Source organism: Shewanella sp. SR43-4 (genome assembly GCF_014163845.1).
GTDB classification, from domain to species: domain Bacteria; phylum Pseudomonadota; class Gammaproteobacteria; order Enterobacterales; family Shewanellaceae; genus Shewanella; species Shewanella vesiculosa.
Genome location: NZ_JACJEB010000002.1, coordinates 305,898 through 332,412, shown reverse-complemented (window position 1 = coordinate 332,412; position 26,515 = coordinate 305,898). Strand labels below are relative to the sequence as shown.

The following is a 26,515-nucleotide window of genomic DNA, read 5'->3' as shown; positions in this document are numbered from 1 at the left end:
ATGAAGCAAGCTATTAGGTTCACCACAATCGTCCTGGTTATTTTTGTCGTCATTATCGGCATTATACTCTGGCCTTTAGCGGGTCTTATTGTTCTTGTAGCCTTGCTCGTGCTGCTTGGATTGTATGATTTATTTCAAACAAAACACTCGATACTGAGAAACTTTCCTGTGATTGGTCATATTCGTTACCTATTAGAAATGATAGGTCCAGAGCTGCATCAATATTTCGTGGAGTCGGATACTGATGGTAAACCGATTAATAAGAATCATCGCAGGTACATCTATGAGCGAGCCAAAGAGCAAAATCAAACATCCCCCTTTGGCACTGAGCTCAATGTATATGATGATAATTATAAATGGATGCAGCACAGCATCTATCCCGCTAAGAAATTGGACACACCGCCACGGGTTGTGATTGGTGGCAAAGATTGCCAACAACCTTACAGTGCTAGTCTATTTAATATCTCAGCCATGAGTTTTGGTGCTTTGAGCAAAAATGCCATTCAAGCCTTAAATTTGGGCGCTAAAGCCGGTGATTTTTTTCACGATACCGGCGAGGGCGGTATATCCGAATACCATTTACAAGGTGGCGATTTAGTGTGGGAAATCGGCACAGGGTATTTTGGTTGTCGCACAGAAAATGGCTGTTTTGATGCGGAAAAGTTTAAACAAAAGGCCAATTGGGCGCAGGTGAAGATGATTGAAATTAAACTCTCACAAGGTGCCAAACCCGGCCATGGAGGAGTACTTCCCGCAGCCAAAAATAATCAGGAAATTGCTGACATAAGAGGCGTTCAACCCCATACCGATGTGCTTTCTCCTCCCGGCCATTCCGCTTTTAGCAATGCAGCAGGGTTATTGCAGTTTGTTGAGCAATTAAGAGTGTTATCCAACGGAAAACCTGTCGGCTTCAAACTTGCTATAGGCAGTAAACAAGAGTTTATTGAAATATGTGAAAAAATGCTCGAAACAGGCATCAAACCCGATTTCATCACTGTGGATGGTGCAGAAGGGGGAACGGGCGCGGCACCTATCGATTTCTCAAACTATGTTGGTATGCCTTGGGAAGATGCACTGCTTTTTGTCGTGGATACGCTCAATACCTACAAGCTCAAACAAGACATAAAAGTGATTACGGCGACTAAGATATTTACCGCTTTTGATTTGTTTAAAGCCCTTTGTATCGGGGCTGATGTGTGTAACTCCGCTCGGGGCATGATGCTGGCTTTGGGTTGTGTTCAGTCCTTGAAATGCAACACCAATGAGTGTCCTACAGGCGTCACCACAAATAACCCCAAATTAGTGCGAGGCTTGGTGGTTGCAGAAAAATGGCAAAGGGTCAGGAATTATCACCAACATATGTTGGACGATTTTTTGCAACTAATGGCCGCTTCGGGTTGTCATTCACTTGAAGAAATGAATCAAAATTTAATTTACAGGAAGGTGGATAAGCACTGGCTTTCCTATGCTGAAGTGGTAAAAGCCCGCTGATTTTTATGGATCATGCCGCTCCAATCGCCGTATCGTTATAACAGAAGAAGGGTCCACGCCTGCCAATATACTATTGGCAGGGATATTACGTACAACAATTGTCAGTGACGGAGACTATTAGTCACTCGCGAGGCTCTGCAAAGCATTGGTGATCTCACTCATCCGCGCCGCCGTGACTTTACCATGAACCTGCGATATCAGATTACCGTTCTTATCCAAAACAACAATGACCGCCTCTTCGCTATCGGAGGGCACACCCAAGGCGCTTTCCATGATCTGTGAGTTGAGAATCCAGGTTTGATCGTGATAGCGCTGCGGCACTTGTTCTTTGGCGCGGCCAATGACATCTTCTTCCGACATAAAGAAGGGTAAATTGACAGCCAGTACGTCGCGAACCCGATATTTACTATGATCTATCTCTGAGCGCAATGTGTTAACCCACTCCCGAGTGGATATTGCGGCATTTCGAGACGGCGTAAGTATCAGCAGTGTCGGTTGACCTATCAGTTTGTTACTGTCAACTTTTTCGCCGCTAAGCGCCGTCGCTGTAAATGACGGCCATGGTCCATCGCCTGCGACAGCGGTCGGCCCACATAGGGTTAGTATTGCAAGTAGGGTCAGTTCAGTAATGTGTCGGGATACTGATCCCCAAATTGTTGTCGGTATCATTGGTCTGGATATCATAGTATTCCTCTGCTCAGTGGTAGGGGCGCGAACAAGCAGGCTAAGCCAGATCAAAACACAGAAGGCGCAGCATTCACGAGACTCCTTGTTAAATCATCTTGGCTCTCATGTCTGACGAGTAAGCATCACATATACAATATGCTATTGATGACATTTCATCTGTTCGCTAGCGAACTTTCTGCCAACCAATGACCCTATTAGATTTGCAGACGCCATTTGTGGGTATGTGTTCTATCGAACAGACCAGCCAAATGCCAGCGCGCAAGCTGTAATTATCAGGACTTGCCGCAATGATCTTTTCCTCGGGCTCGGCAGGTTTCATCCTCATCATACATAACAGGATATCTAGCTTATGCTTTTCGAAACGTTTTCTAACCGCTCGCTACAGCTAGCCAATCGCATGGTAATGGCGCCGTTGACACGCAGTCGGGCTACGCCTGAGCATATGCCGAACGCGCTGATGGCAACCTACTACGGCCAACGTGCAACGGCGGGACTGATTATTACCGAGGGCACTTCGCCCAGCCCGAACGGACTGGGTTACCCACGCATTCCCGGCCTCTTCGATAGCGCTCAGATGAATGCATGGCAGGCAAGTACTTCAGCGGTACACGCCCAAGGCGGTAAAATCTTCTTACAGTTGATGCACTGCGGTCGAGTCGCGCATGTTGACAACTTGCCGGCAGGTGCCGAAATACTCGGGCCTGATGCCGCGGCATGTCCCGGCGAGATGTATACCGACACCCTAGGCATGCAGCCCCACAGTACGCCGCGCAAAATGACCGAGGCCGACATTGCTCATGTGATAAAAGAGTATGTGACGTCGGCAAAACTCGCGCTGCAAGCCGGTTTCGATGGTGTCGAAATACACGGCGCCAACGGCTACCTGATTGAGCAGTTTTTGAATCCGCTAATCAACCTACGCACTGACGGTTATGGCGAGAGCATTGAAGGGCGCAACCGACTCGCGCTGGAAATTGTGGCTGCGGCAGTGGCTGCCATCGGTAGCGACCGGGTCGGCATCCGGCTCTCGCCTTATGGTGTGTTCAATGGCACCGGCGCATTCCCCGACATAGAGACGCAGTACCTGGAGTTGACCAAGGCGCTTTCCTCGCAGGGACTTCTCTATATCCACTTGGTAGATCACTCATCTATGGGGGCGCCAACTGTGCCTGCCGACTTCAAGCTCAAGCTGCGCGCTGGTTTCGATGGTTTGTTCATCCTCTCAGGAGGGTTCGATCATCAAAGTGCTGAACAGGCGTTACGCGATAAACATGGCGATCTGGTCGCCTTTGGCCGTCCGTTTTTGGCTAACCCTGATCTCGTCGCTCGGATGCGCCAAGGTGCCGAGCTCAACACTCCAGACGAAGCGACTTTTTACGTACCTGGCGCCAAGGGCTACACAGACTATCCCACTCTGGCGACGTCACAAGAACGTTAACGCCAAAAGTCATCGCCGAGGCCGCACAAATTCAACAGAAGCTTGCGGCGCCCATAAGACCAAATTAAAACAGGATTTCACTATGACCTACAAAAGCATTAATCCTAATAACGGAACAATCTTGAAGACCTTTGATGAAATCAGTGATGAACAGCTTGAGATCAAGCTTGCCGCTGCGCACGCCTGTTACCAAACATGGAAAAACACCAGCTATAAGCAACGCGCCGCTATTATGACCAAGGCTGCGGAACTTCTGCATGCGCATACTGATGACTATGCCAAGCTGGCAACACTGGAGATGGGGAAGCGAATTGATGAAGCCCGTGGCGAAGTGAATTTCAGTGGCAAAATCCTCAGCTATTATGCAGAGCACGCGGAAGCGTTTTTAGCTCCAGAGAAACTTGACCCGGAACATGGTGAAGCCCATATGGAAAGCAGCCCGATAGGCGTGATCTTCTGCGTCGAGCCGTGGAACTTTCCCTTTTATCAACTTGCTCGTGTCGCAGGCCCGCAACTGATGGCGGGCAATGTTTTGGTGGTGAAACATGCCAGCAATGTGCCCCAGTGTGCAATTGCCTTTGAGCAGTTGCTGATTGATGCGGGCGCCCCAGAAGGCCTGTACACCAACCTGCTGGTTTCGCACCAACAGTCTAACCAGGTTATCGACGACCCGCGCGTCAAGGGCGTGGCACTGACGGGTGGTTTTGCCGCTGGTAGAAGCGTTGCCGCCCGAGCAGGGCAAAACCTCAAACCCTCGTCGATGGAGCTCGGTGGCAGTGATGCGTTTATAGTGCTTGATGACGCAGATCTCGACAACACTATTCCATGGGCTGTGTGGGGGCGTATGTATAACCAGGGACAAACCTGCTGTGCTGCGAAACGCTTTATTGTGCTCGATTCGATTGCTGATAAATTCATCGGCAAGTTTCAAACCGCGCTTGAACTTCAGCAACCTGGCGATCCGATGGACGAAAAAACCACCAAGGGGCCGATGTCGCAAGAAGCCGCTCTGGTTAATATTTTGAAGCAGGTCGATGATGCTGTAGCCCATGGGGCTAAGGTGTTAATGGGCGGCAAGCGTATCGACTGCCCGGGATCGTTCATGCAGACCACGATACTGACCAACATTGCGCCAGGAAACCCTGCTTATCGCACTGAGTTCTTCGGCCCAGTCGCGTTAATTTTTCGGGTCAAGGACGAGGCCGCGGCCATCGCGCTTGCCAACGACTCAGACTTCGGACTTGGTGGGTCGGTGTTTACCGAAGATGCAGCTCGTGGCAAACGCGTCGCCAGTCAGATTGATACCGGCATGATGTTCATCAACAATATTGATTGGACCGATGCCGCGCTGCCGTTCGGCGGCGTCAAAGATTCCGGTTATGGCCGCGAACTCGGCGAAATGGGCATTCAGCAGTTCGTTAATAAGAAGTTGGTTCGCACCATTTCGATGGCAGCACCGGTGTAACGGTTGCACGTCTAGGGGCTAGCAAACTGAAAATATTAATATTTCACAAGCAATACCCTATATGGTAACGGCATAACATGGCGAACGCGCATAGTCACCTAAGATAGCGACATCACTATTGAGGACTCAAGTAAATCAATGGGGTAGGTGGCTATAGTTTCACAATGCTATGATTTCATAATGCTATGGTTTCAAATTATCATGGCTTCACAACACTGGGTTTGAATGAAATGAAATCATTTCATCTTAAGCGTCTAGTTGTGAAGCCGATTAACCTTGCTTGGGCGGATATCGAAACGCCATGACGATATTCTATAGACTGGGATGATTTATGTTAAATCACAAGATAGTCGCTTATCTGTCAAGACGCCAATGAGTGAAACTTAGCATAGATATTTTAGTTAATAAGTTTCTAGTCTATCGGTTTCAGTTTTTACTACGGCATAACATTCGCAGCACAGGGTTTCGAGTTTTTGTCTGTTGGTCACGGTAATTTGGCCGCGCTTATAGTTGATTACCCCAAGTTTTTGCAGTTTACCGGCGGCTTCAGTTACGCCTTCTCGTCTGACGCCTAACATGTTGGCGATCAACTCTTGGGTCATAGTGAGATTGTTGCTAGCCAGTCTATCAAGTGATAGCAGCAGCCAACGACAAAGTTGCTGATCGATAGAATGGTGTCTATTACATATTGCCGTCTGTGCCATTTGGGCCATCAGTGCTTGGGTGTAACGTAATAACAATTCGCGAAGGTTTTGATTGTCGTTAAATTCATTGAGCAATACCGAAGCGGATAATTTATAGGCTCGACCTGCGCTTTGCACTATGGCGCGATTTGTAGTGCTTTCTCCTCCCATAAACACCGCAATGCCCACTAAGCCTTCATTGCCTACAACAGATATTTCTGCCGATGCCCCGTCTTCGAGAACGTTCAGTAAAGAGACAATACTGTCTATGGGGAAATAGACATTTTCAAGGTTTTGACCAGCTTCATAAATAACTTTACCTAAGGGCCGTTTTATTATCTTTAACTGCGGAAATAAGCGCTTTTTTGTCTCTTCAGGTAATGCTTTAAGTAATGCGTTCTCATTTGGGTCAATCATTGATAACCTTTTTATATTAAAGTGAATCATTCACCACTAGCTATGAACTTTCCTATGTTATTGCTTTTATTCAAGATTGTATAATGCTTAAGTAATCTCATTATCAATATAACAGAGTTTGTTGAATCGAGTAGGGTAAAGTGCATTGCTCAGCGTCATTAGCGTCATTAGCTATCACTGCAGGCAGTGGAGCCATTATTTTCTGTGTAAAAGCGATTGCATCTTGAGTGGTATTTATGCATTTCGACAGGAAATTTAGTGAGGGCAGATAGTAAAAAAGGTCTTTGCAAAGCAGCGTTTCGCTCATAGGAAAGAGACTAAATAACAGCCTGCAGCGATTATTTTGAGGCAGTAACTCAGCGACTAAGGCTGCTGTTTTGTGAAGATGAATGGCATAAAAAGGCTGATCAGCAAAGTGATGGCAAGAGCCATTTTTATAGCGGCTAGACATTCGGTCTTCACCGCCGGAGTTAGTTAAGTTTATGTGCTTTAAGTTTAGGTGCAGTCTTATGCAAGGTGCACTTAGCACCTGACTTTTTCATCTACTTATAACTCACATGTTGAGGTGTTTTGGCTGATATTTGCCATTTATTTATTTTGAATATCATCAAGTGCCTGACGAACTTCATTCAAAATTAATCTGTTTGCCAAGTCTTCATCGATATCGGGCACATCCCATCCAAAAATAGCGCGATATTTCTCAATCAAATTGTTGACGTCTTCGATGATATCGCTGCGATGGGCCGCTAACTCTAATTTTTCTATGTCAGTCATGTTAGTTCACCTTAAAAATGTATAGATAGATTTAGATTAGGCTAGTATTCGTGCTTCTTCAGTGCGACACCGAACAGATTGAATAGGAAATTTGGTGCAAGCTGATAGTTATTCACTCTATTAGCAAAGCAATGACTTATTGTTTGCCATCTTTAATCTGGAGCAAATACATCATGTTATATACACTGAATGATTTAAAAAGTTTAGCCATTCACGCCTCTGATGGCGATATTGGATTAACCAAAGATTTTTATTTTGATGACAAGCATTGGGTCATCCGATACTTGGTGGTGGAAACGGGATCTTGGTTATCAAGCAAAAAAATATTGCTTTCACCCATATCAATCAAAGAGTTTAATCAGCAGCATAAGACGCTTACTGTCACAATCTCAAGAGAGCAGGTAAAAAATAGCCCTGACATCGATAGCGAAAAAACCGTCTCTAGGCAGCATGAGGTCGATCATATGGAATATTATGGTTACCAACATTACTGGGGGAACACAGGTATTTGGGGAAGTGAGCCCAGTCCTAATATGATGTCTCCTGGTTATTATAGTGTCGCGCCAAAACCAGATAACATAGATAACTCAGAAATGTCCGCAGACGTCGATGCTGCATTATCACGGGATGATGATCATCATCTGCGCAGTAGTGAGGCCGTGACGGATTATCACCTTGATGCGATAGACGGTGAATTGGGTCACTTACAAGGTATGTTGATAGATACCGACACTTGGGCTATTCGTTATTTGATTATTAACACCAGTAATTGGTGGTTGGGTCATCTAGTTTTGGTTGCGCCCAAGTGGATTAAAGAGGTGAGTTGGCCTACCTCTAAAATTTATGTAGATATGACGCAGCAGCAAGTGAAAGATGCACCCACCTTCGACCCCTCAGTGCCTTTTAGTCTTGAACATGAGCAAAATTTGCAAACTCATTATGGTCGTAATGATAAATAACCTTATTACTTCTTCATCAGGGCTTTGGCTGGTGTGTTTACGTGACACATTTAAATAATTTCAATGTGAAAATATAGGCAATCTCAGTTAGCCATTGCGTGTCTATTGGCAATTAACTTTTATTAGTATGTGAAAATACAACACTAATTTACATTTAATACGAGGGCCTTAGGTGCAAATTACTATCCCTTGGTCGCATTTTAAAATTAAAAAGCCATTGATAATCAATGGCTTTTTTTTTCTGACATTTGAGTAATCATATTCTCAGGCCAAAAATGGAAAACTGAGACATATGTGCCCGCTTTTGATAACAAGATGTCGAGTCACAAATAACACCTATTAAACCGCATGGCATTGGCCGCTAATTGACTGACTCTTGGTTTTCTGCGGATATAACATCTTCCTACTGACCAAACCGCGCGATATCGTCATCGGGCGTGCACTGGTCGATAATGATTAGCCCCGGTTTTTAGGTTATTTCAATTTAATCATGCTGACTATTTAAAGGCAGGGTTTGTCTCAGCTGCTAAGTGCAAACTTCATATTTCTGACTCAATATGTGTACAGGTGGAGTGATAATCGACATCTGGAATAGCACAAGATCTATCGCAACCTCATAGCTAAATCATTATGTTATTGACTCAATAAGTGGGTTTCATGGTTGATTTTGAGTATAGATTTGATGTTGAAAGTAACGAATTTCAAAGAGATATTATTCTCATCATTAATTACAGCTTTGGCATGAATCACCAACCTTTTCACTACTTAAACATCACAAAAATACAACTTAAGTTGCTGTTATAAAATAAAAATAGTCAAACTTAGACTAGCTCGTTTTTGGCAGGTATGATGAATGAACATAACGCGTTACTATGCCCAAATTGTCTTGGAGAAATTATGAACAAATCAATATCTTGTATCGCCGTTTTGGTTTTACTCACCGCGGCTTGCTCTGAAGCCCCGAAAGAAGACATTGCAGCTAGTACGAGCCAAGTTCAAACAGATGTTGCCAATCCTGTGCCTGTGGGTGACAGCAGTCAACATTCGCTCGATTGGGCAGGTAGCTATGAAGGTGTGTTGCCTTGCGCAAGTTGTGAAGGTATACAAACCCTAATGACACTTAAAGCTGATAATAGCTTTGTTGAGGAAACTGTTTATTTGGGCAAAGACGAGAAAATTTTCAAACTGACTGGCAAAGTGACATGGGGCGAGCAGGGCCAAAAAATCATCTTGCCAGATGGCACACAATATCTGGTTGGTGAAAATCAGTTGATCAGATTGGACACTCAAGGCAATAGAATTACTAGTCAGCTTGCTGCTAATTATGTGTTGAAAAAGAAACCATAGCAGTGGGTTTATATCAAGAACTGAACATCGCACTTCAGTTTATGGCAATGAAAAATACGCTTGCCTCTAAAACATTAAATATTAACAGCTCAACCAGGGAACGGTTATCAGACTCAGACATGAGTAACTCTTATCGATATTGACGATATCAATTCTAGTTTGGGCTGTACCGCAATATGACATATTCAGCTAAAGCGTGACTTTGAATCCACAAGTACCAAGGATCCGCTATCGAGATTGCTCACCCACTTAGTCATTAATGGCGTTAGGTCAGCACGAATACTAAGCAGGCTGATGGAGCTCTGTTTGAAATATACATCTATTTCAACGCTAAGTCGGTGTGCTTATTGAATGTAAATCTAACTAAGTATTGATACTTAAAAGTGCTGACGGTTGTCGATAGCCCTTTCTACAGTGGGTGTTGAGCCTGCTTCTCCTCATCACTATGCAATCTAAAAGCCAACTAAATACAAGGTGTTCAGCAATCATAATGACATTTATCAACTTGAGATCAAACGCTCAAAATCAACATTTTCCGCATTAGCGTGTAAATTTATTACTGTATTATTGTTCTGTAATTACTATTTTTGATACAAAAAAATCTTTTAAGTAACATTCCATAGTGCATTTATCTTATAACGATGCATTGCCTTTTCCAATTGACTATAAGAAGTATTCAATGAAAAGTATTAACACTCTTACGACAGCCTCAGTGCTGTTACTTATTTGCAGTAGTCCAGTGCAAGCCGATAATTTCTCTGCTGATAACTACCTGTTTGGTGATATCGGTGGTATTCGCAGCCAGATGCATAATGCTGGTGTTGACGTTAGCTTAGGTTATACCTTTGAAACAGGTGGCAACCTAAACGGTGGACAACGTCATGCGACTAGCTATGCCGACCAAACTGTCCTTGGTGCTAATTTCGACCTCGAAAAATTACTTGAACTGTCCGGTGCCAACTTCCACGTTGCGTTAACTAATCGAGGTGGGCAGAGCCAAAACATTAATGATAAAGCCGAAATTGGCCAATTAATGCAGTCAATAGAAGTGTTTGGTCGTGGCCGAGTTACCCGTATTTCAGAATTCTACTATGAGCAAAATTTGCTTAGCGGTGACCTCAATATCAAATTAGGCCGAATGAATGTGGGCGCTGAGTTTGGCGATTTTCAGTGTGAATTTGCCTATCTTGGATTCTGTGGTTCGCAAGTTGGTAACTTTAATTCAACTATATACAACTGGCCTATCAGTCAATGGGCTGGTGTTGTCAAATATCAGCTAGCGCCAGAGTGGTATGTCAAAACAGGTATTTACCAGATGAACCCAAGCTGGCTTAAAAACAGCCAAAATCTTAATTTAGGCAGTCCTCACGGCACTTTGGGGATGACGATTCCTGTTGAACTTGCTTGGATGCCGAAGATCAATGGCTTACCGGGTACTTATAAACTCGGTTATTGGCATGATACCGTTGGCGGTGAAGACCTTTACTACAATGAAGAGGGTAACCCCTTGATTATTGATGGCGGTAAAGCACGCCAACATGACAGTAAAGATGGGGCTTATTTTGTTGCTGAGCAACAAGTGACTTCTGTTGGTGGTGATTCTGATCGTGGTCTTAGTGTGTTCTTTATGGGGACGTTAAACGACCAAGATATCACTACTGTTGATCACTCTTTGGCATTAGGTGTTAATTATCAAGGTCCATTTGCAACACGTGCAAATGATAAATGGGGCTTAGCCGCAACCTATTTACATGTAAACGATAGTTTTGCCGATAGTGCGCATCTTTACAATAATAATCATGTACTTAATATACCTGTCAAAGACACTGAGACGGTAGTTGCAAGCTATTATAAATTTCAAGTCACTAAATATGCTGCTATTCGTCCTGAAATTCAATACATCATTAATCCAGGTGCTATCAGTGAAAATGACGATACTTGGGTGGTGACACTTAAAGGTGATATCGCATTTTAAGTAAGGTTCAAATGGCAAGTTATTGTCAGAGTCACTTAATTGAGTGCTAATAAAGAGATTGCCGTTATATTAAGTTTTTCGATTTTATGAAAAATGAGTGAGTGAAATCCACATAAAAGGATGGTTTTTAACCTTTATCGATGGTTTGAACTATTTAGGATGTTGGTAACAATTAGGTAATTTTGTTACCGACATCATATCTTGGAGATCTGATTGTGACATCACATCTTAGCTTTGTTAAATTGATGTCTGATCACTCACGTAGTCACCTCGACTATTCGAGGTTTCAACCAAATAGTGTAGTTATTCCTACAAATTAAGGAGTGGTAATCGTTGGTCTCCTTAATAAGTACATTAAGTTGTACTAATAGTCTGATTGATATTGGAATAGTGAGTAAAAATGTAAGCAGCCGCTTTTTTACTTTACCTATTCCACTGCAATAAATAAAAAATACACTAATATTATGCAGTTAAGTGTTTAATTCGGAGTTCCAATGAACAAAAAAACTTCAACCACTATTCAGTTGCTCGCCCCTTTCACAGGAGTTTGCTGTCCACTGAGTCAGGTTCCTGATGCCGCATTTTCACAAAAGATGGTCGGCGATGGTCTAGCGATAGACCCCATTGAAAACATACTTCACGCGCCATGTGATGCCACTATTAGTCAAATACACCCTTCAAAGCATGCCGTGACCTTATTAACTGCCACAGGCATTGAGATTCTGGTTCATATAGGTGTCGACACCGTTAAATTGAAAGGCGAAGGTTTTAAGGCTTTGGTTAAGGTGGGGGATGTTGTCAAAGCCAAAACGCCACTCATTGAGTTAGATTTAGATAAAGTAGGTTGTAGCGTCAAAAGTTTGCGTACAGTGGTACTGCTTACCGATATGACAAGAATTATTAACTTAACTCCGACCATGGAAAAATGTGTTAACGCCGGAGATTTGTTGTTTAGTGCTGAGTTAGCTGCGGCAGGTGAAGCGGTAACAAAGTCAGATGACATGATAAGCTCAGACCCTATCGTTGTCATTAATCCAACCGGTATCCACGCTCGCCCCGCTGCCGCCATCGTTACCGCGATTAAGTCATTTGAATGTGACGTGATGATTGAAAAAGCAGGCAAGCAAGTCAATGCCCGCAGTGTGGTTGGTCTGATGGGGTTAGACATCGCTTTTGGGGAGCAGATTGTTATTCTCGCTAAAGGCAAAGATCAACAAGCGGCAATCGCGGCATTAGCTGAGGCGATAAGCTCAGGTTTAGGTGAAGAGGGCGCAGATGCATCACAGGTGACTAACAAGGTTAAAAGTGATTTTGATCCTTTTTCCGAGCCGTCACTGCTACTGCAAACAAGCCAAGATCCACGTCAGTTAATTGGGGTAGAGGCATCACCAGGTCAAGTGAGAGGGCGTTTATATGTGATTAACGCTGAGGTGCCTAAATTTGACACTTTTGCTGATGACGCACAGGTTGAGCAAAACATTCTTGACGATGCGATGAAAATAGCCGATGCCACTTTAGCTGAGTTAGTTGAAGAATTACAGCGCAAAAATATGGGGCAAAAAGCCGATATTTTTGTCGCTCATCAAGAGCTAATGTCAGATCCAGATTTGTACGACGATTGTATTATTGAATTACAACAAGGCAAGTCAGCCCCGTATGCTTGGAGTAAGAGCATCTGCCGCCAAGCCGACAAACTTGCTGGGATGGATAATCCCTTGTTGGCTGGACGTGCAACGGATCTTATGGACGTCGGCAACCGTGTCTCACGGATTATGGCGGGATTATCTCAAGACACGATTCCTACTGATCTCCCTGAAAATACTATTCTAGTCGCTAAAGATTTAACCCCTTCTGATACCGCAAAACTCAATCCTGCATTTGTTAAAGGCATCTGCACCACATTAGGTGGGGCATCGAGCCACAGTGCTATTTTGGCAAGAGCAATGGGCATTGCTGCTATGGCTGGCGTTGAAGCTAAGATCATGTCCTTGCACGGTACCGAGGTATTACTCGACACCGCTAAAGGCTACCTATTATTGTCGCCAACCGAAGCTGAAATGACTGAATTGAACGTCATTAAAGATGCTGCGGAAGAACAAAAAGCCTTAGCTTTTGCGCAAAAAGATGAAACAGCCGTGACCTTGGATGGAGTACGGTTTGAAATCGCCGGTAATATTGCCAAAGTCAGCGATGCCCAGAAATTAGTCGACATGGGTGGTGAAGCCGTTGGCTTATTACGCTCAGAGTTTCTATATCAAGATCAATCTGTTGCTCCTTCAGAAGATGAACAGGAGCAAGTCTATCGTGCGGTACTGCAGACCTTAGGCCAGCGACCATTGGTGGTGCGCACGTTAGATGTCGGCGGTGATAAGCCCTTAGCGTATTTACCTTTGCCTAAAGAGGATAACCCATTCCTTGGAGAGCGAGGGATCCGGGTTGGTTTAGATAAACCGGCAGTATTACGCCAACAAGTACGAGCCTTATTGAAAGCGGCCGATGCAGGTAACTTACGCATTATGTTCCCTATGGTGGCGTCTTTGTTCGAGCTTAAGTTAGCCAAACAAGTGGTAAAAGAAGAAGCCGAAAAATTGGCGATTGATATCAGTGGTATTCAGATTGGTATCATGATTGAAGTGCCATCAGCTGCTGTAATGGCAGATGTATTAGCTGAGCATGTTGACTTTTTCTCTATCGGTACCAACGATTTAACTCAATATACTTTAGCGATTGATCGTGGTCACCCAAAGTTGGCTGCCATTGCTGATGGCTTACACCCAGCAGTATTACGCCTTATCGATATGACCGTTAAAGCCGCGCACGCCAAAGGTAAGTGGGCTGGTATTTGTGGTGGCTTGGCTGGCGAAAAAGATGCAGTGCCGATATTGGTTGGTTTAGGCATTGATGAATTGTCCGTGAGTGTGCCTTCGATCCCTGAAGTGAAACATCAAGTACGTCATCTAAATCAGCAAGCTTGTCAGCTTATCGCTGCTAAAGCGATGAGCTGCGCAGATGCCAAAGATGTTCGAGCATTAATGCGAGATCCTAATACGCTAATAGCTGTTAAAGGCGAGATCTAAAAAGCGTTGATCACTTGGTTATCTATTGAAATTTCTAAGGTTGTATTATGACATCTAAAACAATAAAAACAGCTAAGCCGAAGAAGGCCATGATGAGTGGCGCATTTTCGGTGTTACAAAAAGTGGGTAAATCGGTTATGTTGCCGGTTTCTGTATTACCTGTCGCGGGTATTCTGTTAGGTGTTGGGAGCGCAGGTTTTAGCGTATTACCCGATATCGTCAATGTGTTAATGGTCCAAGCGGGGGAAGCTATCTTTGGCAACATGGGATTACTTTTCGCCATAGGTATTGCGTTAGGTTTTGCTAAAAATGATGGTGTGGCTGCTATGGCGGCATTGGTTGGATACGCCATCATGGTTAGAACCATTGGTGTACTTGAACCAGGCACAGATGTCGGGGTGTTTGGCGGTATGATTGCAGGTGCAATTGCGGCTTCGACATTTAACCGCTTCTTTAAAATTCAATTGCCTTCTTATCTGGGCTTCTTCTCTGGTAAACGAAGTGTACCTATTATTACCGGTTTTGGAGCGATTTTTGCTGGCGTTATCTTATCGTTTATTTGGCCTCCGATAGGCAATGCTATTGCTGCATTTTCTCATTGGGCGGCATATCAAAATCCAACATTAGCCTTTGGTATTTACGGTGTGGTAGAACGCTCGTTAATTCCAGCTGGTTTGCACCATGTATGGAACGTGCCTTTCTTCTTCGAAGCGGGTAATTGTGTTGACAGTTTAGGGAAACCGGCAACAGGCGTACTGACATGTTATTTGCAAGCAGACGATGCTAGCCGAGCTGCGGGTAATGGTTTTGGTCAATTAGCCGGCGGTTACTTATTTAAAATGTTTGGTTTACCAGCTGCTGCAATGGCGATTTGGCATACTGCGCGCCCAGAAAATAGAGTGATGGTCGGCAGTATCATGATTTCGGCGGCGTTAACTGCATTCTTAACCGGGATCACTGAACCTATTGAGTTTGCTTTCTTATTTGCGGCACCGTTACTGTATGTTGTGCATGCATTAATGGCTGGTTTTGCTTATGTTTTAGTGAATATGTTGGGTGTGGTTCATGGAACCTCGTTTTCGCATGGCTTAATCGATTTCCTTGTTCTTTCTGGTCACTCGCAAAAAATCTGGTTATTGGTTGTTTTAGGCCTCATTTATGCTGTGCTGTATTACATGGTATTTAGATTCTTAATCTTAAAGTTCGATTTGAAAACGCCTGGACGCATGGATATTGAATTAGAGGTTGTATCAACACAAGGAACGGAAAGAGCGCGTAACTTTATTGAAGCCTTTGGTGGCCCTGAGAATTTAACCAATGTTGATTCTTGTATCACCCGTTTACGTATGGATGTGGTTGATACCAGTAAAGTGGATCAGGCGAGATTGAAGCAACTCGGCGCTAGTGGTGTGTTGATTTCAGGCAATGCCGTACAAGCTATTGTGGGAACTATCGCCGAAGTGTCACGCACTGAAATTGATGAAATGCTCGCTTCTGGTGGTTATGTTGTTGCTGGTCCTGTGGCAAGCACAGAAACGGATGCCGTTAACATTACGTCGAGTGATCGCCAGCAAGCGCTTGCCATTCAACCACTTTTAGGTGAAGTCAGTTCCTGTCGTGCTATTGCGGATAATCGTTTACGCCTTGAAGTGAAAGATGCAAGTCAATTAGATAAGACGGCTTTGCAAGCTCAGGGAATTGAAGCCATATTGGTATTAAATCCGAATTTGGTGCATTTAATTTTTAGTGCCAATACTGCGGGTATCGCCAATGTATTGAACGAGACTTTTGCCGATTAAACCTGAGGTTCAAGCCATTAATAATGGTGTTTTTTACCTGTAACGGTTAAATCAGTGTTTACGTCCTCAAGCGCCTATTGATAGCCAATAGGCGTTTTTTTTAGTGTGGTGCCTGCCGTTTTTCCTCACTTATCGCATCTCTTATCTCGAGTGTAGAACGTACTATATTTACGTTTCACTCTCTAATTGACTCAAGTGCTGCTTAATCAGCGCTATCATTGCTTGCGCGGCAAAAGACAAATGCTTTTGCTTACGCCAAAACAATGATAATTCCCAGCGTAAGTCTTCACTTGCTAAAGGAATATTGACAACCGCGCCAACTCGATATCGTTCGGCAATAATTTTTGGCAATATCATGACTCCTGTGCCAGCGGCTACCAGGGCAATACCAAAATCAGCATGACTGACTCGAGTGATATTTGTTGGCTTAAATCCCGCCTTTGCACATGCCTCAAGTACCAGCTCATATAGGGCATATTCGGGTTCAAACATCACTTGAGCCAATAGATTAAGCTCACTGAGTTGGAGTATTGATTTACTCGCGAGCACATGGGCCGAAGGCAATACGACCACCATTGAATCATTACGTACGCGAATACCATCAAATTCATCGTCAAAATCAATGATGCCTGTTGCAAGTTCAATTTCATCTTTATGTAAGGCCACTGTTTGTTCAATCCCGCCGCGCACCAGTAACTGCAATTCAACGTTAGGATGTAGCTGCCTAAATTTTGCTATTACTGGAGCAAATAATTCGGCGCTGCCTAAGGGAGCTAAGCCTAATTTAAGTAAACCGCCACTTAAATTTCGCAAATGATCCAGCTCGGTTATCATCAGTTGGCGACCGTCTAACAAAGTAGACGCATGGCGATAAACAACTTGCCCAGCTTCAGTTAAGCGGATCTGAGAGCCGCGTTTTCCGCGCTCTAGTAATACCATATCAAGTTCTTCTTCAAGCAAGCGTATTGCCTTTGAGAGAGCGGGTTGAGTAACAAATGCCGCATGACACGCTTTAGCGAAACCACCGGCGTTAACAACCTCAGTGAAATAGTGCAGTGCTTTAAGATCCATATGCATAACCAAAAGTGATTCAATCAATCATTAATATTCATTTTTTTTATGAATTAAGCAAGAGTAAACTGTTCATATCAACTAAAAACACCCAGTGTGAAATCAAATGTTATCTTCATTAAATACCCATAGCGCCTTTTTAAAGTGCCAAACAACCTTATTCATTCAAGTGAGTGGTCTGTGCCTATTTGCTTGGTTATGTCAGTGGGCTGCTCAATCTGTTGATTCAATTATTCCTGGTAGCGTTATAGGCTTAGGCATTCTATTCGTCTTATTGTCATGCCACTGGGTACCCGAAAAAATCGTTAACCAAGGTTCAGCATGGTTAATTGGTGATTTATTGCTATTTTTTATTCCGCCAGTTGTGGCGATTACCAAATATCAATTAATACTCGAAAGCTATGGTGCTGAGCTGATTGTATGCATGTTACTGGCCAGCACTAGCATGTTATTAGGCACGGCATTTATCGTTGATAAGTTATTTAAGTTTGAACGTAAACAAAGGTTAAACAGCATTACATCACAGCGCTTACACCTTAAAGAAACTCCGCTCAATTTTGAATACAATAGGCAGTAGCATGAATGGTTCATTATTAGGCTTTTTGTGTTTGTTACTCACATTGGCAGGCTATTACTTTAGTAAGCGACTTTATCTACGCCGGCAACGTGTTTGGTTTGCTCCGATCATAATGGCACCGACGATTATTTTGCTGACCGTGGTAATATTTCAAATCCCATTGGCTGACTACTTTCAATTTACCCATTGGCTACCTGCGTTATTGGCTCCTGCGACTATCGCGTTTGCGGTACCCATTTATCGGGAGCGCGCATTAATTAAGCGCTACCCATTAACCATCAGTATCGGGGTGATAGTGGGGTTATGTTTGGGCGTGGGATCGTCATGGTTGATTATTCAATTTACCCATATGCCGTCAGAGCTGTCTAAAAGCTTGATTGTTAGATCGGTTTCAACTCCGTTTGCGATTGAGGCTACGAGCGCATTTGGTGGTATACCGGAATTAACCGCAATGTTAGTTTTAGTGACAGGTATTATGGGCATGCTGATTTGCGATCCCCTTTTTAAAGCCGCGAACATAAAAAGCAGCTTAGCCAGAGGGATTTCTTTAGGTGCATCAGCACATGGCGCTGGAGCGGCTAAAGCGAATCAAATTGGCCGGGAAGAAGGCGTTATCGCCAGTTTAACCATGATTTTTACCGGTATTGCCATGGTCATTACCGCGCCCTTATTTGCATTGCTTTTTTAATCGCGAGTGTTTGGCTTTGTATATTGAAATCACAACAGCCCAAACCGTAGGCTTACAGGTCGTACTAGCTAGTGATTTTATGGAGTCTAAATGTAAATTGATGATTCCCCAGAGCATAGGGTTAGCCCGATAAAGCATAATACAAATGTCGAGTTGATTAGCTTATCGGGCTCCGAATTACTTGATGTCAATTGGAAGCGTGATGGTCATCATGGTTCACAAAAAAGTAATCTTGTATCTGTGTAGTTAATTAATATGACCTTAAGCCTCATTTAAATCATGGGGCTTTTTTGTTTGTTGCTAAGACATTCGGGTAACTGTGTGCTGGTCGTTAATCGCTTAATGGCCAGTGGTGCATATCGTGGCCATATGGCGATATCGCTGGCATGACAAACGATAATCAATATTCCAAAAACGCTGGGCTATCAATAAAGGTGTTGAGTGGGTTGCTCCATAGTCAGACAACTTTTTATTATTACTGCCAATCGTTATAGTGTGACGCAATAGTTGTATTTTAGTCGCAACTATTGATGGTACTATTTATTGTTAAGCTGCTCAGTAAAAACTAGATGGATTACTATGTTAAACGTTACCTCATTCTGATGTATCATTGACCGCAGTGCGGCAAAATATATTGTTAATAATTAGTCGTATACGCGTTTAGTGCTTACGAGTGTTGCCTGGATATAGGATTTATGTGATGTGGTTTCAACGAGAGATAGCACTTAAGCCTCACCGGCGTGGATTTCATTTAATCACCGATGAAGTGATTGCGAAGCTACCACAGCTAAGAGATATCAAGGTTGGCTTATTGCATGTGTTTATTCAGCATACTTCGGCATCACTGGCCATTAACGAAAATGCCGATCCGACAGTGCGTGGTGATATGGAGCGACATTTTAATGTGCTAGTACCAGAAGGTGCGCCATACTTTGAGCATACTTTTGAAGGTGAAGATGATATGCCTGCTCATATCAAGTCGACCTTGATTGGTTCTAGTCAGTCTATTCCAATTACCAACGGACGATTGAACCTAGGTCTCTGGCAAGGGTTATATTTATGCGAGCATCGTGATCATGCTGCGGCGCGCACGATAATTGCGACGCTTCAAGGTGAATGATTAAAAAGGTTAAATTGTAATACTTAGGTAACAAAGCTGTTTGTTTTATATGCATCTTTTGCGGTCAATGGTGACTTTGCTTGTGTAAGTAAATGTAAAGATGTTAAATTCATTCAGATAAGTGAGATGAAATGAATGTAACTTTTAGCTGCGAAATATTGAAATAACATTTCGCAGGCAAATGTTTTATATATAAAAAAACGGCCCTAAAATTCAAAAATGAATTACGCATAATAATAGGTGGGTTAACGTGATATCTGTATATTTGGTTGACGACCATGAACTCGTGAGAACGGGGATCCGTCGTATTTTGGAAGATGAACGCGGTATTAAAGTCATCGGTGAAGCGCCAGATGGAGAAACAGCAGTACAGTGGTCTCGACAGAATGAAGCTGATGTCATTTTAATGGACATGAATATGCCAGGTATGGGCGGCTTAGAAGCTACCCGTAAAATTTTACGTTATCAACCTGATGCAAAAATTATCGTGTTAACGGTGCAGACTGAAGACCCATTTCCGACCAAAGTGATGCAGGCGGGAGCTTCTGGTTATTTGACCAAAGGGTCAACATCACCTGAAGTGTTGCGTGCTATTACTCAAGTGGCCCGTGGTCAGCGGTATTTATCGCCTGAAATTGCTCAGCAAATGGCGTTGAGCCAATTTAATCACTCTGATGAGAACCCATTTAGCAGTTTGTCTGAACGTGAATTACAAATCATGATGATGATTACTAATGGCGAGAAGGTGAATGACATTTCTGAAAAATTAAATTTAAGCCCGAAAACCGTCAATAGCTATCGTTATCGGTTATTCGCTAAGCTTGGGATCGGCGGTGACGTTGAGTTAACCCGTTTAGCTATCCGTTACAAAATGCTTGATACAGGTTCATTTTAGTCAGGAATAGTGTATTCCTCGCAACGCATTAAGTAGCTTTAATCATGTCCAGTGGTTTTAACGCCAAATCTTTTTTAAAAAATGTTACCTCAGCACCTGGTGTTTATCGTATGTACGATAAGCGCCAGCAGGTTATTTATGTTGGTAAGGCCAAAGATCTCAAAAAACGCCTGACTTCTTATTTTCGAGCTAACATTGCCAATGTAAAAACCCAAGCATTGGTCTCGCATATCGATCATATTGATGTAACCGTTACGCACAGCGAAACCGATGCGTTATTGCTTGAAAACGATTACATCAAACAGTACATGCCTAAATACAATGTGTTGCTGCGTGATGATAAGTCTTATCCGTATATTTTATTGAGCGGCCATAAGCATCCTCGATTGGCATATCATCGCGGTCCAAAGCGTGAAAAAGGCCATTATTTTGGTCCTTATCCCAATGGCGGCGCAGTGCGTGAAAGTTTGCACTTAATGCAAAAACTGTTTCCTATCCGCCAGTGTGATGATTTGTACTATAAATCGCGTTCTCGTCCTTGCTTACAGTATCAACTGGATCGTTGCAGTGCGCCTTGTGTGGGGATTGTCAGTGATGAGGAATACAGTGAGCAGGTCAAATTAGCCAGTTTATTTTTACGCGGCAAAGACAAGCAAGTGATATCTCAGCTGGTGGCGAAAATGGAAACCGCTGCAATTGAGATGGAATACGAACGAGCGGCTCAGTATCGTGACCAAATTACCGCATTAAGGCGTGTAGCAGAGCAGCAAGAAGTGTCTAATCATAAAGGTGATATGGATGTCATTGGTGTCGATTACGCCTCTGGTATTGCCTGTTTTCATCTATTGTTCATTCGCGACGGTAAAATCTTTGGCAGTCGTAGTTATTATCCTTCTGTACCAGCAGAAACTGAAATCGAAGAAGTGCTGTCGTCATTTTTAGGTCAGTTTTATTTAAACGCGGATATCCAGCGCACTATTCCTAAAGAAGTCATTCTCAGCCATCACTTTGATGGCATAAAAGAGTTGGAAGCATCGATAGAGCATGCACTGGATAAAAAGTTTGAGTTAAAAACCCAAGTGCGCGGCGACAGAGCTAATTTCTTACGCTTAGCGATGACCAATGCGAGTAATGCTGTTGCCACCAGGTTGTCGCATAAAAACACGGTTGAGCAACGATTCCAATTGCTTGAAGAGGCACTTGAGCTTAATGAGCCGATTAAGCGAATGGAATGTTTTGATATTAGCCACACTATGGGCGAAAGCACTGTTGCCTCCTGTGTGGTGTTTAATCGTGAAGGGCCACATAAAGCCGATTATCGCCGCTACAACATTACCGGCATCACGGGGGGAGATGATTATGCCGCGATGGAACAAGCAATCAGTCGTCGCTTCGACAAAATTGATAATAATGGCAAAATACCTGACTTAGTCTTTATTGATGGTGGTATTGGTCAATTAAGAGTGGCGCAAACGATTGTCGATGAGAAGTGTGTCAATATCGACCATCCACCGTTACTCATTTGCGTGACCAAAGGTGAGGGCCGTAAAGCAGGGCTTGAAACCTTTATAGTTGGTGGCAGTGAGCAAAGTTTTGATATTGCGAGTGATTCACCAGCATTTCATTTAATGTTGCATATTCGTGATGAGTCCCATCGCTTTGCGATTACCGGACACCGTAATAAACGTCAGAAAACGCGTAACACCTCAACCTTAGAATCTATCGCCGGCGTCGGACCTAAAAGACGTAAAGCTTTGTTGCAACATTTAGGCGGAATACAAGAGGTGAAGGGCGCTAGCGTGGCAGAATTGACAAAAGTTCCCGGAATTAGCTTAGAAATGGCACAAACAATTCATGATGCATTGCGAGGGGGCTAAAATTAAGGCAAGATTGGCGCTGCTTCTGACAAATTGGTCTTTTTATGCCGTTTAATTTACCTATTGCACTGACATTATTCCGTATTGCTTTGTTACCTGTATTCATCGCGGTTTTCTATTTACCATATTCATGGGCACCATTTGTTTCGGCATTTATTTTTTGGCTGGCCGCTTTGACCGATTGGTTAGACGGCTATGCTGCTCGTAAACTCGGCCAATTAACCCGATTTGGGGCTTTTTTAGATCCTGTAGCTGACAAAGTGATGGTGTCGACAGCATTAGTGTTGTTGGTTCAGCAAAATGACAATGTGTATTTAACCTTAGCTGCATTATTTATGATTGGCCGCGAAATTGTTATTTCAGCCTTGCGTGAATGGATGGCTGAAATAGGTAAACGCGGTGTTGTTGCGGTGTCTTGGATCGGTAAATACAAAACAGCCACGCAAATGATCGCCATTATTGGATTAATTTGGAAGCCTACACCTTGGTTAACTGATGTGGCTTATGGGTTGTTTTATATTGCAGCAGCGCTGACGTTCTGGTCGATGATGAGTTACATTTCAGCAGCTTGGAAAGATTTAACGGCAGAATAGCGTAATAATAGTTCAATAAGATTATTTAGTGTGCAAACAGTCAAAAATGCATAAATCAATAATTGACACACGAGGTTAATTCGGTAGAATGCCACCCCGTAGACAAGTGATGAGTCAACAACAAGCCCTAGGGTACGATGTTAACCAACACGATTTATGAATAGTTAGCTCAGTCAGATAGGTTGAAAAACGATACCTTTCTTTTTGATGTAATGAAGCATAAAAATGATTGAATACGCGACATTAGCTCAGTTGGTAGAGCGATACCTTGCCAAGGTATAGGTCATCGGTTCGAACCCGATATGTCGCTCCAATTTCTTATCTTATCCGATGGATTTGAATTTGGTTAAAGATGGCGCGATGGCAGAATGGCTATGCTACGGATTGCAAATCCGTCTATCTCGGTTCGACTCCGGGTCGCGCCTCCACAAAATTGCGTTTAATGGTTACTCTTAGTAGCGGTTAAAACAACACTTTGCCCGAGTGGTGGAATCGGTAGACACAAGGGATTTAAAATCCCTCGCTGAATAAGCGTGCCGGTTCAAGTCCGGCCTCGGGTACCATCATTTACATACGTAAGTATGGTGTAAAAAAGCCTCAACAATAGTTGGGGCTTTTTTACGTCTGTAATTTGGCTTGTATATTCAAAGGTAAGAAGATATAAGCGGAGAAGATAAAATCCCTCGCGCTCTGGTTGAACATCAGGCGTGCCGGTTCAAGTCCGGCCTCGGGTACCATTATAATCTCTAGCAATAGAGAGTGGTGTAAAGAAGCCTCAACAATAGTTGGGGCTTTTTTATGTCTGCAATTTGGCTTATATATTCAAAGGTAAGAAGACATAAGCAGTGAAGATAAAATCCCTCGCGCTCTGGTTGAACATCAGGCGTACAGGCGCAAGTCCGGCCTCGGGTACCATTATAATCTCTAGCAATAGAGAGTGGTGTAAAGAAGCCTCAACATTAGTTGGGGCTTTTTTATATCTGCAATTTAGCTTATATATTCAAAGGTAAGAAGATATAAGCAGAGAAGATAAAATCCCTCGCGCTCTGGTTGAACATCAGGCGTTCAGGTGCAAGTCCGGCCTCGGGTACCATTATAATCTCTAGCAATAGAGAGTGGTGTGTCGAGAACCTAGATACTAGAGCGGACTTCGTCTTACTAGTTCGCTACGCGGCTATAAGCGCGGGTGATTCGGAAAGTAGGTAGGTTGTTTGGTTTCACAATTAGCACAGTGATATTTATGTATGATGTGACCATAGAATGTTAGTTACATGTCATTTTCTTCAACGACCTCAAGTTCAGAATTGAATCTCACTTTTTACAAGCAAGGTATGTAACACATTTGTGCCCGAAGTTTTTTGGCCTTCGAATGAAGGTTTGGCATTTTTATGTTTGGTTGAGTCGTGTTTAGCTGAGTGGGTATTGGTTAAATGAGTTCGAAGCTTGAAGCTTCAATGCAGTCAATCACCTGCAGTGGGCTTATGTGCAGATACTGCTTCGGGACGCTTAACGAAAACGTCCCTGTTTTCGATACCCTCAGTCGCATCTACACTGGTTCATGCTATCTCTTCGATTTAGCTTCATTTGGTACGAATGTTAAGTTAACAGCGAACTTGGTTTTGCCCCAAAGTTGGTTAGACTATGACCTGCGGCCACTAACGTCGTGGTGCTTCGCCCACACCAGACCAAGAGGAAATCAACGGCTATTCCCTCTTGGAACTCCCAGCCGCCCCGCAACATTTTCGCTATTTACAAAACAACAGCAGCGAAAAGGTCGCAATGGGGATTGATCCAGCTTTTGACCGCACTTGACTTCTGCCTCAGCCTTATTCGAAAATGCTAACGCTTCCGATGGTACATCCTGTACCGCGAAAGCTAGCGGGCCATCCATGGCCAGCTCACGCATTCTTTTATAAAGAGTCTTCAACGGCCTCAAGTTCAGAGTTGAATTTGTCCATTTTCAATTAAGTAGGCAAACTCATTTATGCCCCATAACGATTTAGCACTTCATTTTTTTACATTTCCCAAATTTAATTAATTTATGAGATTTTGTAATCAATGTTTATCCAATTAAGAACTCCTTTTCGCCCCTTTAAGTGTCTATTCACCACAACATGAAGAGGTTGATATGGACGCTTAGAACAAAGGCCATCCAAAGTGACAAAAAAGACTATTCAAAATAGAAGATATTTGGCGTATCCGCCCCTGTTTCAGCATGTTATAAGATATAGATTAGGGAGTGTAGATATCTTACGATTAGCAAGTTTATGGTGTGTATGACTGGCCACGAGATAATACTGCAGAATACATTACTGAGTATCAGGGCAAAGGTGTTTTTGTTGCTCAGGCTGTCACAGGATCAACAATGAATGAGTGGGTAATTATAAGAGGTGCATCCAATCAAACTATCAAAAAATTCAACGATTGGTTCAGATGAAGCGTGATATTGCCGATAGTTTCTATGGTAGGCATAACATTTTTTAAATCAGAGATTAACTCTACTGTGAAATGCTGATCTGTGGGTGTTATTGTCCAAATTACTGAGGAGTGATATTTTGAGTATTATTAGTTTGCTGAAGCTATATCTGAGTAATAGCTATCGAAATAAATTACATTCTTGGGGGCGTGGGGCGATGCTGTTTGTTGAGATGGATTTCATATTAACTTTGTCAGCAATACTATCCTCTATTGCAATATTAATTTCTATTCTTGTTTTAGGTAACGTGTTTTACGCAGGCATACTAATCCCATTTTTAGGGTGGGGTACGAATTTATTTTTAGCTAGGAAATTTTTAATATATAAGGATCTTGAAAAGGTCGATGTCTCTAAAAGGAAAATAGTGAATTTCTTACTATTCCTCATGGGTGGCGCGGGTATTATAATAAGCTGTCAAATTATTATCTATTTTTATCCCCAATATTAATTTAGTGTCGAATGATTTAATCTCCTCTCCATCAGCCCCACTTATCTTGTAGCTTTATCTTAACTAAAGCTGCTTCACCAGGCCAGAAGAGTTGCATAGTAGCGGCCAGTTTGTGCCAGCGCCACTATTGTTTGTTATGCTAAAGTTTATAGAATACTGATGCTTCATAAGTTTTGAATTATTTTTGGTTATCCGAAATGAAGATTATCCTACGAAAAAACTAAATTGATTTTGTCCAAAAATAAGTTAGCTTTGCTTAAAGATTTATAAATTCAACTCTGCACTTGAGGCCGTTGAAGAAAATAGCGTGAGCCTGACAGGACGTCAGGCTAGCTTTCGTTGGCCATGGATGGCCTATCGGAAGAGATAGCATTTTCGAATAAGGCCGAAGCAGTCTGCAAATGTAGGTCAAAGTTAAATCTGACCCCATGGCGACTTTTCGTTTTTCAGAAAATGTTGCGGGGCGGCTGGGAGTTCCAAGAGGGAACAGCCGTTGGTTTCCTTTTGGTCTGGTGTGGGCGAAGCGCCACGACGTTAGTGGCCGTAGGCCATGAGTACAAAAGTACAAAAGTACAAAGAAAACACCGGGATCCCGGCTTGAAAACACTGCCGGGATGACGAAAAGGTCGCTAACAAGCTATAAACATCGAAGTTATTA

General features: G+C 43.1%; 19 protein-coding genes and 3 tRNA genes. 18 read left to right on the top strand and 4 right to left on the bottom strand.

Translation table 11 applies throughout. The annotated features are described in order from the left end of the window. On the top strand, positions 1-1,491 hold the full coding sequence (locus H5123_RS03695) for an FMN-binding glutamate synthase family protein (protein ID WP_124016343.1): 1,491 nt from the start codon (positions 1-3) through the stop codon (positions 1,489-1,491). 117 nt (positions 1,492-1,608) lie between these two features. Here the strand turns inward: H5123_RS03695 and H5123_RS20570 are convergent, their stop codons facing one another. After that, complete coding sequence (locus H5123_RS20570; RefSeq protein ID WP_235781782.1) at positions 1,609-1,920, bottom strand: hypothetical protein; 312 nt, start codon at positions 1,918-1,920, stop codon at positions 1,609-1,611. A 607-nt stretch (positions 1,921-2,527) separates the two neighbouring features. Between H5123_RS20570 and H5123_RS03685 the strand changes: the two genes are divergently transcribed. Both H5123_RS03685 and H5123_RS03680 read left to right on the top strand, forming a co-directional pair. Continuing rightward, positions 2,528-3,616, top strand: a complete 1,089-nt coding sequence (locus tag H5123_RS03685) for an alkene reductase (protein WP_182697061.1) — start codon at positions 2,528-2,530, stop codon at positions 3,614-3,616. 82 nt (positions 3,617-3,698) lie between these two features. Next, positions 3,699-5,081, top strand: coding sequence for an NAD-dependent succinate-semialdehyde dehydrogenase (locus H5123_RS03680; protein WP_182697060.1), 1,383 nt, complete (start codon positions 3,699-3,701; stop codon positions 5,079-5,081). 401 nt (positions 5,082-5,482) lie between these two features. On the opposite strand, the gene H5123_RS03675 is transcribed toward H5123_RS03680, so the two are convergent. Both H5123_RS03675 and H5123_RS03670 read right to left on the bottom strand, forming a co-directional pair. Then, the gene (locus H5123_RS03675; protein WP_182697059.1) at positions 5,483-6,181 is read right to left on the bottom strand and encodes a Crp/Fnr family transcriptional regulator; all 699 of its coding nucleotides are present in this window, start codon (positions 6,179-6,181) and stop codon (positions 5,483-5,485) included. 588 nt (positions 6,182-6,769) lie between these two features. Beyond that, complete coding sequence (locus H5123_RS03670; protein WP_182697058.1) at positions 6,770-6,955, bottom strand: hypothetical protein; 186 nt, start codon at positions 6,953-6,955, stop codon at positions 6,770-6,772. Between the two features lie 173 nt (positions 6,956-7,128). On the opposite strand from H5123_RS03670, the gene H5123_RS03665 reads away from it, so the two are divergent. From H5123_RS03665 to ptsG, 5 genes are all read left to right on the top strand, one after another. Further along, positions 7,129-7,914 (top strand): PRC-barrel domain-containing protein, encoded by a 786-nt coding sequence (locus tag H5123_RS03665; RefSeq protein ID WP_182697057.1) that lies wholly within the window; start codon positions 7,129-7,131, stop codon positions 7,912-7,914. Between the two features lie 897 nt (positions 7,915-8,811). Further along, the gene (locus H5123_RS03660) at positions 8,812-9,261 is read left to right on the top strand and encodes a copper resistance protein NlpE (RefSeq protein ID WP_124016350.1); all 450 of its coding nucleotides are present in this window, start codon (positions 8,812-8,814) and stop codon (positions 9,259-9,261) included. Positions 9,262-9,940: 679 nt separating this feature from the next. Further along, a complete protein-coding gene (locus H5123_RS03655; RefSeq protein WP_182697056.1) occupies positions 9,941-11,236 on the top strand; it encodes a carbohydrate porin in 1,296 nt (431 codons plus the stop codon). Between the two features lie 494 nt (positions 11,237-11,730). Beyond that, positions 11,731-14,313 (top strand): phosphoenolpyruvate--protein phosphotransferase, encoded by a 2,583-nt coding sequence (gene ptsP / locus H5123_RS03650; RefSeq protein ID WP_220487537.1) that lies wholly within the window; start codon positions 11,731-11,733, stop codon positions 14,311-14,313. 47 nt (positions 14,314-14,360) lie between these two features. Next, on the top strand, positions 14,361-16,112 hold the full coding sequence (ptsG, locus tag H5123_RS03645) for a PTS glucose transporter subunit IIBC (RefSeq protein ID WP_124016352.1): 1,752 nt from the start codon (positions 14,361-14,363) through the stop codon (positions 16,110-16,112). Positions 16,113-16,280: 168 nt separating this feature from the next. On the opposite strand, the gene H5123_RS03640 is transcribed toward ptsG, so the two are convergent. Then, the gene (locus H5123_RS03640) at positions 16,281-17,183 is read right to left on the bottom strand and encodes a LysR family transcriptional regulator (protein ID WP_182697055.1); all 903 of its coding nucleotides are present in this window, start codon (positions 17,181-17,183) and stop codon (positions 16,281-16,283) included. A 106-nt stretch (positions 17,184-17,289) separates the two neighbouring features. Here H5123_RS03640 and H5123_RS03635 point away from each other — a divergent pair, with 106 nt between their 5' ends. The 10 genes from H5123_RS03635 to H5123_RS03590 all read left to right on the top strand — a co-directional run bounded on the left by H5123_RS03635 (position 17,290) and on the right by H5123_RS03590 (position 25,857). Continuing rightward, on the top strand, positions 17,290-17,760 hold the full coding sequence (locus H5123_RS03635) for a CidA/LrgA family protein (RefSeq protein WP_182697054.1): 471 nt from the start codon (positions 17,290-17,292) through the stop codon (positions 17,758-17,760). A gap of 1 nt (position 17,761) precedes the next feature. Next, positions 17,762-18,448 carry an LrgB family protein gene (locus tag H5123_RS03630; protein ID WP_124016355.1) on the top strand — a complete coding sequence of 229 codons (687 nt, stop codon included), beginning with the start codon at positions 17,762-17,764 and terminating at the stop codon, positions 18,446-18,448. 700 nt (positions 18,449-19,148) lie between these two features. Then, on the top strand, positions 19,149-19,568 hold the full coding sequence (locus tag H5123_RS03625) for a secondary thiamine-phosphate synthase enzyme YjbQ (protein WP_182697053.1): 420 nt from the start codon (positions 19,149-19,151) through the stop codon (positions 19,566-19,568). A 250-nt stretch (positions 19,569-19,818) separates the two neighbouring features. Further along, the gene (gene uvrY / locus H5123_RS03620; protein ID WP_011638098.1) at positions 19,819-20,463 is read left to right on the top strand and encodes a UvrY/SirA/GacA family response regulator transcription factor; all 645 of its coding nucleotides are present in this window, start codon (positions 19,819-19,821) and stop codon (positions 20,461-20,463) included. Between the two features lie 44 nt (positions 20,464-20,507). Beyond that, the gene (gene uvrC / locus H5123_RS03615; RefSeq protein ID WP_124016365.1) at positions 20,508-22,340 is read left to right on the top strand and encodes an excinuclease ABC subunit UvrC; all 1,833 of its coding nucleotides are present in this window, start codon (positions 20,508-20,510) and stop codon (positions 22,338-22,340) included. A 44-nt stretch (positions 22,341-22,384) separates the two neighbouring features. Next, entirely contained in the window at positions 22,385-22,933 is a 549-nt protein-coding gene (pgsA, locus tag H5123_RS03610; RefSeq protein ID WP_124016366.1) for a CDP-diacylglycerol--glycerol-3-phosphate 3-phosphatidyltransferase, read from the top strand. A gap of 237 nt (positions 22,934-23,170) precedes the next feature. Next, positions 23,171-23,246, top strand: a tRNA-Gly gene (locus H5123_RS03605). Between the two features lie 41 nt (positions 23,247-23,287). Continuing rightward, positions 23,288-23,361 (top strand) — tRNA-Cys (locus tag H5123_RS03600). Between the two features lie 49 nt (positions 23,362-23,410). Next, positions 23,411-23,496 (top strand) — tRNA-Leu (locus tag H5123_RS03595). Positions 23,497-25,488: 1,992 nt separating this feature from the next. Continuing rightward, complete coding sequence (locus H5123_RS03590) at positions 25,489-25,857, top strand: hypothetical protein (RefSeq protein WP_182697052.1); 369 nt, start codon at positions 25,489-25,491, stop codon at positions 25,855-25,857. The last annotated feature ends 658 nt before the right edge of the window (positions 25,858-26,515 follow it).